Source organism: Streptomyces sp. YIM 98790, from assembly GCF_011421595.1.
Classification (GTDB): domain Bacteria; phylum Actinomycetota; class Actinomycetes; order Streptomycetales; family Streptomycetaceae; genus Streptomyces.
Genome location: NZ_WTLH01000041.1, coordinates 23,538 through 35,558, shown reverse-complemented (window position 1 = coordinate 35,558; position 12,021 = coordinate 23,538). Strand labels below are relative to the sequence as shown.

Annotated in this window: 8 protein-coding genes and 1 pseudogene; 3 read left to right on the top strand and 6 right to left on the bottom strand. The window is 75.2% G+C overall.

The window, feature by feature from the left end:
• A pseudogene (locus GQS09_RS10070) lies at positions 1-706 on the bottom strand (hypothetical protein); the annotation flags it as partial.
• A 92-nt stretch (positions 707-798) separates the two neighbouring features.
• Positions 799-1,290: an SRPBCC family protein gene (locus GQS09_RS10065; protein WP_165985663.1), complete on the bottom strand. Its 492-nt coding sequence runs from the start codon at positions 1,288-1,290 to the stop codon at positions 799-801.
• Between the two features lie 330 nt (positions 1,291-1,620).
• On the opposite strand from GQS09_RS10065, the gene GQS09_RS10060 reads away from it, so the two are divergent.
• Positions 1,621-3,477, top strand: a complete 1,857-nt coding sequence (locus GQS09_RS10060) for a long-chain fatty acid--CoA ligase (RefSeq protein ID WP_165985662.1) — start codon at positions 1,621-1,623, stop codon at positions 3,475-3,477.
• A 49-nt stretch (positions 3,478-3,526) separates the two neighbouring features.
• Here GQS09_RS10060 and GQS09_RS10055 read toward each other — a convergent pair whose 3' ends face one another.
• The 4 genes from GQS09_RS10055 to GQS09_RS10040 form a co-directional block, all read right to left on the bottom strand.
• Positions 3,527-4,678, bottom strand: coding sequence for a glycosyltransferase family 4 protein (locus GQS09_RS10055; RefSeq protein ID WP_165985661.1), 1,152 nt, complete (start codon positions 4,676-4,678; stop codon positions 3,527-3,529).
• 195 nt (positions 4,679-4,873) lie between these two features.
• Positions 4,874-5,839, bottom strand: coding sequence for an NlpC/P60 family protein (locus GQS09_RS10050; protein ID WP_313896068.1), 966 nt, complete (start codon positions 5,837-5,839; stop codon positions 4,874-4,876).
• A 331-nt stretch (positions 5,840-6,170) separates the two neighbouring features.
• Entirely contained in the window at positions 6,171-7,235 is a 1,065-nt protein-coding gene (locus tag GQS09_RS10045; RefSeq protein WP_165985659.1) for an NlpC/P60 family protein, read from the bottom strand.
• Positions 7,236-7,597: 362 nt separating this feature from the next.
• Positions 7,598-8,971: an NYN domain-containing protein gene (locus GQS09_RS10040; RefSeq protein ID WP_165985658.1), complete on the bottom strand. Its 1,374-nt coding sequence runs from the start codon at positions 8,969-8,971 to the stop codon at positions 7,598-7,600.
• A 300-nt stretch (positions 8,972-9,271) separates the two neighbouring features.
• Here GQS09_RS10040 and GQS09_RS10035 point away from each other — a divergent pair, with 300 nt between their 5' ends.
• Both GQS09_RS10035 and GQS09_RS10030 read left to right on the top strand, forming a co-directional pair.
• Complete coding sequence (locus GQS09_RS10035; RefSeq protein WP_165985657.1) at positions 9,272-9,553, top strand: Lrp/AsnC family transcriptional regulator; 282 nt, start codon at positions 9,272-9,274, stop codon at positions 9,551-9,553.
• A 919-nt stretch (positions 9,554-10,472) separates the two neighbouring features.
• Positions 10,473-11,993, top strand: coding sequence for an MFS transporter (locus tag GQS09_RS10030; protein WP_399552468.1), 1,521 nt, complete (start codon positions 10,473-10,475; stop codon positions 11,991-11,993).
• Positions 11,994-12,021: the final 28 nt, after the last annotated feature.

Below are 12,021 nucleotides of genomic sequence, written 5' to 3'. Positions count from 1 at the left end.
GCCGGGCGGACACCCGCGGCAGCCCGGCCAGCTGCGCCAGCAGCGGCCGCCAGGACCCGCCGGCGGCGTCCGGGGCGGCCGGCCGCACCCGCTCCGCCAGCAGTGCCAGCTCCTCCGGCAGCCCGATCGTGCGGAGGGCGTCCTCCCACACCCCCATGTCCACCACCACACAGCGCCACCCCGCACCGCGGGAGGGCACGGCCGCGCCCCTCCCGCCGCCGGAGCGCTCCCCCTCGGCGGGGGACCCGGATGCCGCTTCCGGCTCCGGGGCGAAGCCGCCGGACGGCGCGGCGCCGGGCGCCGCGGCCTCCTCCCCCGCAGCACCCGAGCCCGTCCGCACGGCATCCGGCCCGCCGGCGGTCAGGGCGTGCGGGGCGGTCAGGGCGTGCAGGGCCTGGAGAAGCGCCAGAGGCCGGGTGCCGGGGAGGTCCGGAGTCTCGTCCTCGTCGAGCGGCTCGGCCCCCAGCGCGTCCAGCAGCCCGGCGGCCTCCCCCCGCACCGCGGCGGCCGCCGCCCGGGTGCGCTCGGCGGTGTCCAGCCGCGCCGCCCAGCAGTGCGGGCCGATCCGCACCGGGGGCGCTGCCGGCCAGGCCGGCAGCGGGCCGGTGTCCAGCAGCGCGGCGAGACGGGCCCGCGGCTCGGCGGTCAGCAGCAGCGTGTCCCGCCCGGTGGCGGCGGCCTGTGCCAGGGCCGTGGCCGCGGCCACCGTCGTGGTCCCCGCTCCGCCGGGCCCGGTGACCAGCAGCGTGCGCGCGGCGCCTGTCGTCCCGCTCCCCGGCGCCGGCGGGGCCGCCGGTATCACGTGCCGCCGCTCTCCACGCCCACACCGCCGCCCGCTCCGCCGCCCGCGGCCCGGCCCTCCACCCGCTTCTTCAGCCCGTCCAGCGCCCGGTCGATGATCACCTTCTCGGCCTTGCGCTTGAACGTGCCCAGCATCGGGATCTTGACGTCCACGGTGAGCTGGTAGGTCACCTCGGTGTGCCGGCCGCCCGATGCCGGGACCAGCCGGTAGGAGCCGTCCAGGGTGCGCAGCATCCTGGACTTCACCAGCGACCAGCGGACCTCGCGGGAGCCGGACCACTGGTACGCCAGGGTGTGCTCGTCCTTGATCGCACCGGCGTCCAGCAGCAGCCGGACCTGCTCCGCCCGTCCCCTGCTGTCCGCGGAGAGCACCTCGGCCTCCTTGACCTCACCGGTCCACTCCGGGTAGCGGGCGAAGTCCGCGATCACCGCCATCACCGCCTCCGGCGATGCCGCGATGGTGATGCTCGACCTGGTGTGCTCCGCCATGGCTGGAGGCTCCTTATGCGTTCCGTCACCGCTGCCACCGGGGGGAAGGCTACCGCGCGGGCGGGGGCCGTCCGCCCACCGGAGGTGCCGCGGAAGGCGGCCGGCGCCCGCCGGCGGCTGGAGTACGCTTCGAGCGGTGCCCGCCGGGGTGTGCCCGGCCGCGGCCCGTGATGTGACCCGGTGAACAATTCCGGGTGAGCCCTGTCCATGAGTGACTACTCGTGGGTAACGTCGGGCGCGTTTGCGGCGGGATCCCACGGCCCGCCGGAGTCCCAGCCGACGGCGGCCGGCCCGCAGCGGCCCCTGCGACGGCGCCGAGGAGGAGCAGTAGTGCGCGAGTTCGGCCTGCCCGCCCTGTACGAGGTCCCGGACGGGGCCAGTCTGCCGCTGCTGCTGGACCACAACGCCGTCCGTCACCCGTCCGAGCCGGTGATGGCCCGCCGCACGGACGGCGGCTGGGCGGACGTCACCGCCACCGGGTTCCGCGACCAGGTCCGGGCGGTGGCCAAGGGCCTGATCGCCTCCGGGGTGGAGCCGGGCGAGCGGATCGCGCTGATGTCCCGCACCCGCTACGAGTGGACGCTGCTCGACTTCGCCATCTGGTACGCGGGCGCGGTCACCGTCCCCGTCTACGAGACCAGCTCCGCCGAGCAGGTCGCCTGGATCCTCGCCGACTCCGGCGCGGTCGGCTGCGTGACGGAGCTCCCGGCGCACCGGGCCATCGTCGAGTCGGTGCGCGACCGGGTGCCCGCCTGCACCCGGCTGTGGACCATCGACGAGGCCACCGGCGGCGACCGCGGCGGCAAGGACGGCGGCAAGGACAGTGGCAGGGACGGCGGCACGGGTGCGGTCGAGACGCTGACCGCGGCCGGCGCGGGGATCACGGACGAGACCCTGGAGCGCCGCCGGGACACCCTGGGCCCGGACTCCACCGCCACCATCATCTACACCTCGGGCACCACCGGCCGCCCCAAGGGCTGCATGCTCAGCCACCGCGCCTTCCTGGCCGACGCCGGCAACGTGGTGCGTGCCCTGGAGCCGCTGTTCCGCACCGGGCGCAGCTCGGTGCTGCTCTTCCTGCCGCTGGCGCACGTCTTCGCCCGGCTGGTGCAGGTGGCCTGCGTGGCGGCCCCGATCCGGATGGGGCATGCGGGCGACATCAGGACCCTCACCGACGACCTGGGTTCGTTCCGGCCCACCACCCTGCTCGGCGTGCCCCGGGTGTTCGAGAAGGTGTACAACTCGGCGCGGGCCAAGGCCCGGGAGGGCGGCCGGGGCGGGATCTTCGACCGGGCCGCCGACACCGCCACCGCCTACAGCCGGGCGCTGGACGCGCCGGGCGGGGTGCCGCTGGGCCTGCGGCTGAAGCACGCGCTGTTCGACCGGCTGGTGTACCGCAAGCTGCGGGCCGTGCTGGGCGGCCGTGCCACGCACGCCATCTCCGGCGGAGCGGCGCTGGGCGAGCGGCTGGGCCACTTCTACCGGGGCATCGGCTTCACCGTCCTGGAGGGCTACGGCCTGACCGAGTCCTGCGCACCGACCGCCTTCAATCCGTGGGACGCGCCGCGGATCGGCACGGTGGGGCGTCCGCTGCCCGGCAGCTCGGTGGCGATCGCCGAGGACGGCGAGGTGCTGCTGCGCGGCGAGCACCTGTTCTCCGGGTACTGGCAGAACGAGGCGGCCACCGCCGAGGCCATGAAGGACGGCTGGTACCACACCGGAGACCTGGGCTCGCTGGACGAGGACGGCTATCTCTCCCTCACCGGGCGGAAGAAGGAGATCATCGTCACGGCGGGCGGCAAGAACGTCGCCCCGGCGGTGATCGAGGACCGCGTCCGGGCCCACGCGCTGATCTCGGAGTGCATGGTGGTGGGCGACGGGCGGCCGTTCGTGGCGGCGCTGATCACCCTGGACGAGGAGTTCCTGGGGCGGTGGGCGGCCGGGCACGGCAAGGAAGGGCTGCCGCACGAGGAGCTGCTGGCCGATCCCGAGGTGCTGGCCGCCGTGCAGGAGGCGGTGGACAGCGGCAACGCCGAGGTCTCCCGCGCCGAGTCGGTGCGCGCGTTCCGCGTGCTCCCGGTGCAGTTCTCCGAGGACTCCGGCCACCTGACGCCGTCGATGAAGCTGAAACGGCACGTGGTGCTCAAGGACTACGCCCGGGTGATCGACGAGATCTACGGCGCGTGAGCCGCCGGGAGGCCGCCGTCCGGCTCGGCCGTCCCGGCCGCGCACCGCGCTAGAGCAGGTCGCGCAGGCGCTCGGCCAGCAGGTCCCAGCGCCAGCGCTGCTCGACCCAGCCGCGCCCACGCTCGCCCATCCGGCGGCGCAGATCCGTGTCCCCGAGCAGGGTGACGAGACGCTCCGCGGTCTCCTCGGCCGCGGTCTCCGCGCCACCGCGCACCACCCAGCCCGTCTCGCCGTCCAGCACGGCGTCCGGGGCGCCGCCGGAGTCCCCGGCCACCACGGGCAGACCGGTGGCGGACGCCTCCAGATAGACGATGCCGAGGCCCTCCACGTCCAGGCCGCCGCGGCGGGTGCGGCAGGGCATGGCGAAGACGTCCCCGGCGCCGAAGTGGGCGGGCAGCTCGGACCAGGCGACCGGGCCGGTGAACCGCACCGAGCCCGCCACCCCCAGCCGCCCGGCGAGCCGCTCCAGCTCCTTGCGGCAGGGGCCGCCGCCGACTATCAGCAGGACCGTCTCCGGCTGGGCTGCCAGGATCCGCGGCATGGCCCTGATGAGGGTGTCCTGCCCCTTGCGCCGCACCAGACGGGAGACGCAGACCACCACCGGGCGGTCGGCCAGCCCCAGTGCGGCGCGCAGCTCGGTACCGCCGGAGCCGGGGTGGAAGGTCTTCTCGTCGACCCCCGGGGGGAGCTGCACCATGCGGCCGGCGGCCTCGGGACCGACCGCCGGGGCGATCCGGGAGCGGGTGTACTCGCCGAGGTAGGTCAGGGTGTCGGTGGCCTCGCCGATGCGGCGCAGCAGCTGCCGGGCGGCCGGGAGCTGGGCCCAGCCGGCCTCGTGGCCGTGCGTGGTGGCGACCAGCCGGCGGGCACCGGCCCTGCGCAGCGCGGGGGCCATCAGGCCGAGCGGCGCCGCGGCACCGAACCAGACGGAGCGGCAGCCGTGTTCACGAAGCAGCTCACAGGCCCGGCGGGTGACCCGGCGGGTGGGCAGCAGCATGGTGGTGCGGTCCCGCACCACGGTGAACGGCTGCTCGGCGTCGAACGCCGCGGTGGCCTCCAGGCCTTCCCGGTCGCGCTTCCAGGTGGAGGCGTAGACGACGACATCGGCGGGATCAAGCCGCAGGGCCATGCTGTGCAGGAATGCCTGGATGCCGCCCGGCCGGGGCGGGAAATCATTGGTGACGAGCAGGGTCTTGTGCATCACCCGGAACTGTATCGGCCCGCGCCGGCACCCTGGTCAGCGCACCCCGCCCCCCGCGCCGCCGTCCGCCGCGGCACGTCCTGCCCGCGCCCCGGCCGCGTCCGGAATGCGTCCGGAACGCGTCCGGAACGCGTCCGGAACGCGCCCGCGCGGGGTCCGGGCAGGGGGGCCGCGGGGTCCCGCAGCGGGCCCGGTTCAGGGGCGGACGACGGCGGTCACCGGCATCATCCCGACCGGGTCGGGGCGGACCACCGCGCCGGGGTAGGGGGCGTGGATCACCTGGCCGTCCCCGGCGTAGAGGGCGACATGGCTGGCGTCGTCGCGGTAGACCACCAGATCCCCCGGCCGGATCCGGTCCGCCGGCACCCGCCGGCCGGCCCCCGCCTGGGCCTGCGAGGTGCGCGGCAGGGCCACTTGGGCCTGCGCCCAGGCCCACTGGGTCAGGCCCGAGCAGTCGAAGCCCCAGGGCCCGTTCTGGCCCCATGCGTAGGGCCGTCCGACGGCCCTGCGGGCGGCCGCCACGGCGGCCTCCGCACGGGCCGTGGGGGCCGCCTCGGCGGCGGGCCGCACGGGCTGCTCGCGGTGGCCGTCGCGGTCGGCCCGCTCCTGCCGGGCCAGCTGCCGGTACGCCTCGCGGGCCGCCTCCAGCTTGCGCTGGGCCTCGGTCTTGCGGCGGGCCAGTTCGGTGCGCTGCGACGCCAGCTCCTCCAGCGCCCGGGCGGCCTCGGCGCGGCGCCGGTCCAGCGTCAGGTGGGCGGTGTGGAGTTCACGCAGCCCCTCGGTCTGCCGGGCGGTGACCCGGTCCAGGGTCTCGGCGCGGGCCAGATAGCCCTCCGGGTCGCCGGAGAGCAGCAGCACCAGGGAGGGGTCCAGCCCTCCGGAGCGGTACTGGGCGGCGGCCAGGGCACCCGCCTCGCCGCGCCTGGCGTTCACCTCGGCCTGGCCGCGCGCCACCCGGTCCTGGTGCCGTTCGACCTCGGTGCCGAGTTCGTCGACCCGTTCCTGGAGCGCGTTGTAGGCCTCCACCGCACGCTCCGCCTCGGCCACCAGCTCGTCCAGCGGCTCGGCCGCCGCCGGCGGCGCGGGCACCAGCCCGGCGACCAGCGCCGCGCCGGCCGCGCACAGCACGAGTCCGCGCGGCGGCAGGGGTCTTCGGGGCACGGTCCGGGGCGGTGTGCGGGGCGCGGCGGACGTGGCGGGCGCGAGGTGCACGTGGTGTGCGGCATGCGCGGGGTGCGAGGGCACTGCTGAATCCGCTCCCTTCGGACAGAACCGGAAGCGGAGCAGAATGTAGCGGTGCGGCGACGTTCCGCAGTGGCCGGGGCGGTCCGGTGCGGCGCGGCGGCCGCACCGGTGGATTGCCGGAGAGCCGCAGGTCAGCCGGTAAGCCCGGGGCGCACGGGACGGCGGCCGGAAGGCCGCCGCCATTCACCCGGACGGCCCAGCGCGCAGGGGCGCACCGGCGGCCGGGCGGACAGCGGGCCGCGGGGCGTCAGGCGACGCGGACCCCGAACTGGAAGGGCATGGAGTGCACCCCGGTGTAGCTCACGGTGCTGCCGGTCCGCGGCGCGTGGATGATCTGGCCGTTGCCCACGTACATCCCGATGTGGCTCAGACCGCTGTAGTAGAGCACCAGGTCGCCCGGCTGGAGGTCGCTCGCCGAGTAGATCCGGGTGCCGGCGCCGGCCTGGGACTGCGAGGTGCGCGGCAGCGAGATGCCGGCCTGCGCGTAGGCCCAGGAGGTCAGGCCCGAACAGTCGAAGGTGCTGGGGCCGGCCGAGCCGTAGACGTAGGGCGAGCCGAGCTTGGACTGGGCGGCGGAGAGCGCGGCCATGGCCCGTGAGGAGGCGCTGCCGGCGTCCACGGAGATGTCGGCGCGTTCCTCGCTGCGGGAGGCGCGCTCGGCCTCGGCGGCTGCCGCCGCCTGGCGGGCGGCCTCGGCCGCCGCCAGCTCCTGGCGCTCCTCCTCGGTGAGCTTGTTGAGCAGCTCCTGGGCCTCGCTCAGCTTGCCCTGGATCTGCTCCTTCTTCTCCTTGATCTGCTCGCGGGTCTCCTCCAGCGTCTCAAGCTGCCTGCCGGCCTCTTCGCGCTGCTGTTCGAGGATGCGCTGCTTGGACTCGATCTGCCGGAGGGCCTCGGTCTGCTTGGCGGTGACCTGGTCGAGCGCGGAGGCCTGGTCCAGATAGCCGTCGGGGTCCGAGGAGAGGAAAAGCTGCATGGAGGGCGCCAGTCCGCCGTTGCGGTACTGGGCGGCGGCCACGGAGCCGAGTCCGGCGCGGAGCTCGTTCAGCTCCTGCTGCCCGCGGGCGACGGAGTCCTGGAGTTCCTCGACGGACTCCTCCAGCTCCTCCTCCGCCTCCACGGCACCGTTGTACTCGTCGGTGATCTCCGCGGCTTCCTCGTGGAGTTCGTCGACCCGCTCCTTGACCTCGTCCTTGGTCGGCTTCGGATCGGCCTGCGCGGACTGGGCGGTGAGGGCCACGGTGGCAGCCGCAGTGGCGCCGAAGATGGTCACACGTGCGCGGCTGGGCTGTTTGGGACGACGATGGGACGCCACTGGGGCGATCTCCTTCTTCCTCAGCCGCCTGCCGAATGACTCCGGCCCCGCGCGACGAGCCACGGGTCAGGCGGTCCTTCACGGTCACCCCCATTGGGTGATCCACCGCGTGAAGGTTCGATGCCAGACCCTAGCGACGGGCTTCTCCCAGGTTCAAATCCCGGCGGGGTTTTTTTACTTACTTCGCACTCCGCGCTACGTCTATCACACTCTCCGTGGAGGAGGAACCCCAACGTCAGTGCGATTCCAGAGCGTTGGTGCCATACCGGGCATAGGGGACGGAGGGCGCACATCGCCCGGCGGGACGGCCCGAGGCCGCCGCCGCGGAATCGACTCGGGCTCGGCCCGGTATCGGCTCGGTATCAGGTGCGGGCGAGACGTTTGAGAAGCATGGTCGAGGCGACCGGCCGGGCGCCCGCCCGGGCCACCCCCTCGGCCACCTCGCGGTCCGCCGAGACCACCACCACCGGCCGTCCCGGGGGCTCGGCCCGCACCAGCCGCCGGATCAGCTCGTCCGCCGTCTGGCCGGGCTTGCTGAACAGCACCCGCACCCCGCGCGGCGGCGCCAGCAGGACCGGCGCGTCCAGCGCGGCGCCGTCGAACACACAGGTCATCTCGGCGCCGGTCTGGGCGGCCAGCACCGCCAGCCCGCCCAGCAGCCGCAGCCGCTGCTTCTCCAGCGGCAGCGTGGGATAGCCGGTCTTGGTGACGTTGTAGCCGTCCACGACCACATGGGTCTGCGGCAGCGCCAGCAGCTGGTCCAGCAGCGCCGGATCGTCCTCGGCCAGTGCCCGCAGGGAGACGTCGTGCGGGGTCACCCCGCCCGGCTCCACGGCCTCCACGGTCTCGGCCGGGCGCAGTTCCACCGGCGGCAGGGCCAGTTCCCGGCGCAGCCCCTGGGCCGCGTCCAGCATGGTGTCCAGCAGCAGCCGCAGCCGCATGTCGGCCACGCTGCGCCCCTCCCGGGCGGCCCGCCGGCCGGCCTCCAGGGCGGCCTCCGCCTCGGCCAGCCGGGAGCGCTGCCGGCGCAGTTCGCCGTCCGCCGCCGAGGCGGCCGCGGCAGCCTCGGCGCGCACCGCCTCCAGCTCGGCGCGCAGCTTGCGCACCGCGGCCTCACCGCGCCGCACATCGCTCTGCGCGCTGCGCAGCCGGCGGTGCAGCCCGTCGTTCTCCCGCCGCGCCGCGTCGAGCTCATGACGCATGCGCTCGGTCTCCTTCCGGGTGGCGGCGCGCAGCTGGGCCAGTTCCTCGCGCAGCCGGGCCAGCTCCCGCTCCCGCTCTTCCTCCTCCTGGCGTTCCTGCTGCCGCCGGGCCGTCTCGCCGGCCTCGGCGACCAGCTTGGTCCAGCCGGGCGGGCGCAGCAGATAGGCGGCGGCGGCCACGTCCACCGGGTCGGCGGCGGGCGGCGGCGCGCCGTGCTCCAGGGCCTCGGCCAGTTCGGGCTGGGCGGCGCGCATCCGGGCGGCGACCCGCTGCCGGAAGACGGCGTCGCTCTCCAGGGCCGCCGCGATCGCGGTGGCCCCGAACTTCAGCCGCCGGGAAGGGGTGAAACGCGCGTACTGCCGCAGCGGTGGGGGAAGTTCCGCGATGGTCAGGGCCGCGAACGCATCGCCGGCCGCGGCCACCACCTTGTGCCGTACCTGTTCCGGGAGCGGGCGGTCCAGCGCTTCGCCCGGGTCGGCGCCGCCTTCGCCGTCACCGCCGCCTGTCGGGGGACCTGCCGTGTGCTCGGCCACCGTGCACCCCGTCCGTCATGCCCCGGCGCCTGCTCCGCACGGCCGACTGCACTCCGCAGGGGGTCTGCCGGCCGGCCTCCCGGATCCGGTAGCCGCTGGGGACGTGCGGCCCGTCGGCTGGGGGAGCGCCATGGTGTGGTCCTACCTTCTGTGCTCGGGCATGCGCGGGTGCGCGGAACAGGTCTCCCCCGCCACCCTACGGCCTGCCGGGGCACCGACGCGGTCAGGCGCCCGGCTAAAGTGCGGACCCAGGCCGTGTGCCCAGCGGCCGGTCACGGACCCAGCAGGAGCGGAGGAGCCATGATCACGGCGATTGTGCTCATCAAGACCCGGACCGACCGCATCCCGGAGATCGCCGAGGAGATCGCGGCCCTCGAAGGGGTGAGCGAGGTCTATTCGGTAACCGGTGCGCACGATCTGATCGCCATCGTCCGGGTGCCCCGCCACGACGATCTGGCGGCGGTGATCCCGGGCCGGATCAGCAAGGTGCCCGGAGTGGAGGGGACCGAGACCCACACCGCCTTCCGCGCCTATTCGCAGCACGACCTCCAGGCCGCCTTCGCCATCGGGCTGGACGCCTGAGCCGGGCCGCGTCCGGCGCCCGCTCCCCGTTCCCGTCCGGGAAATGACGCGGACGGCGCGGACGGCGCGGACGGCGTGAGGAAAAAGGGGCGGGCAGCGAGGTTCCGGGGGTCCGGCCGGAGCATTCCGGCCGGAGCCCACGGACGGAAACGTTCACGGCGCATTCGTCCGGCGGATGCTCCACCGCGAGGCCGCGTCGCAGTACGGGGCGGGGCGGCCCCTTGCGGCTTTTCCGTGCCGGGCGGGCGGCGCCCCGCCGCGGAACCGGGGCCCCTGGCAGCGATGGCCACGGCGCGTGTTCCCGGCGGAACTCCGGGCGGGATGCGGGGGATTCCGCACGTTCCGTGCACCGCGGTGACCGCAGGCTCCGCGAAACCGTCCCGCATCCCCGCCCGGTGGAACCGGAAAACACATGCGTAGTGCAGCCTTCGTCGGGAACCGGAACGGCGTGGACGTAGCCGCGCGGATCTTCGCGGCTCCCGGGGCGAGCGGGCACACCTTTTCCTGCTGACCGCCGAGGCCGGGGAAACGGCCGCGGGCCGGATATGCGACGAGGCGGCGGAACGCACACCGGAAATCCGGTGCAGAACCTTTCCGAGCCCGGCGAGGGGGCGCGGGACGACGCATTCGGCCGGCAGTTGACGAGCCGCGTCACCGACGCCGTGACCGACAAGGGAATCGACCGGCCGGTCCTGTTCCACGGCCAGTCCCGGGCGCGGCAGCCGCGTCACCCGGGCACTCAGCCGGCGGCCGCCGGTGCTCCTGGTCCAGGACGGCCCTCTGGCCCGCAACCGGATGACCGCACCGCCCGCCTGACCCGTCCGGCGCCCCGGGCGGCAGGCGGCAGGACCCGCCGCCCCGGCGCGGCCGCCTGGTCGGCCGGGCCGGGAGCGGGGCGGAGTGATCTTGGGCACATAGTATGGGCGGTATGTCCGACGCCGATTCCGCCGACTCCGCGACCACCGACGGCCGGCCCCCGGGCGACGCCCCGGTTGCGCGGGAGCGGGCGGCACCGGCCGCTCCCGCGCACACCGGTCCGCCGCTGTGGTTCGTGGTACTGGCGGCCTGCGTCGGCCAGTTCCTGGTGGTGCTGGACGTGGCGGTGGTCAATGTGGCCCTGCCGTCGGTCCAGGCCGAGCTGGGCATGGACGCGGCCGCCCTCCAGTGGGTGGTGAACGCCTACTCGCTGACCTTCGCCGGCTTCATGCTGCTGGGCGGCCGGGCCGGGGACATCTTCGGCCGCAAGCGGGTCTTCCTGCTCGGGCTGGGCGTGTTCACCGCGGCCAGCCTGGCCGGCGGCCTGGCCCAGGAGCCCTGGCAGCTCGTCGCCGCACGGGCCGTGCAGGGCGTGGGCGCGGCCACCCTGGCCCCGGTCACCCTCTCCCTGCTCACCACCTCGGTGCCCGAGGGCCCCGCCCGGCACCGGGCGATCGGCACCTGGACGGCCGTGGGGGCCGGCGGCGGCGCGGCCGGCGGAGTGGTGAGCGGCGTGCTGACGGACGCCTTCTCCTGGCGCTGGGTCCTGCTGGTGAACGTGCCCATCGGCGGGCTGGCGCTGATCGGCGCCACGCTGTGGCTGGTGGAGAGCCGGACCGGCGACGGGCGGCGGCTGGACCTGTCCGGTGCGGTGCTGGTCACCGCCGGGCTGAGCGCGGTGGCCTACGGCATCGTGCAGACCGAATCGGCGTCCTGGACGGCTCCGGCGACCCTGGTGCCGCTGCTCGGCGGGGCGCTGCTGCTGGCGGCGTTCCTGCTGGTCGAGGCGCGCAGCAGGGCGCCGCTGATGCCGCTGCGGCTGTTCCGCATGCGCGCGGTGACGACGGCGAACACCGCGATGTTCGTCTGCGGCGCCGCGATGGTCTCCTCCTGGTACTTCCTGACCCTGTACATGCAGAACGTGCTGGAGCTGTCGCCGCTCCAGGCGGGACTGGGCTTCATCCCGCACTCCACGACCATCGTGCTGGGCTCCAAGCTGGCGCCCCGGCTGATGGTGTGGGCGGGTGCGCGCGGCCTGGCCATGGCCGGGGCGCTGGTGGCCGCGGCGGGCTATCTGTGGCAGAGCGCCGCCATGGCCGAGGACGGCGGCTACGCCGCCACCGTCCTCGGCCCGGGGATAACGATGATGCTCGGTGCGGGTCTGCTGGCCACCCCGCTGGCCTCGCTGGCCACCTCGGGCGCACCGCAGCAGGACGCGGGCATCGTGGCGGGGCTGGTGAACACCGCCCGCACCATGGGCGGTGCGCTCGGCCTGGCGGTGCTGTCCACCGTCGCCGCCGCGCGCATCGGCGGCGGGGACGCCCCCGAGGTCCTGGCCTCCGGCTACGCGACAGCCTTCCGCACGGGCTCCGTGGTGCTCGTCCTGTGCGCCGCGCTGATGCTGCTCACTCTTCCCCGCGATCCCTTCTCCCCGGCCCGCGCCTCCGTGCGCGGCCGCCGCTGACCGGCGGCCGCGCACCCGGGGCGGGCGG

Bases quoted from the DNA above. Each gene is read 5' to 3' on its own strand.
- GQS09_RS10065 (WP_165985663.1), bottom strand. From the start codon at position 1,290: ATGGCGGAGCACACCAGGTCGAGCATCACCATCGCGGCATCGCCGGAG.
- GQS09_RS10055 (WP_165985661.1), bottom strand. From the start codon at position 4,678: ATGCACAAGACCCTGCTCGTCACCAATGATTTCCCGCCCCGGCCGGGC.
- GQS09_RS10035 (WP_165985657.1), top strand. From the start codon at position 9,272: ATGATCACGGCGATTGTGCTCATCAAGACCCGGACCGACCGCATCCCG.
- GQS09_RS10030 (WP_399552468.1), top strand. From the start codon at position 10,473: ATGGGCGGTATGTCCGACGCCGATTCCGCCGACTCCGCGACCACCGAC.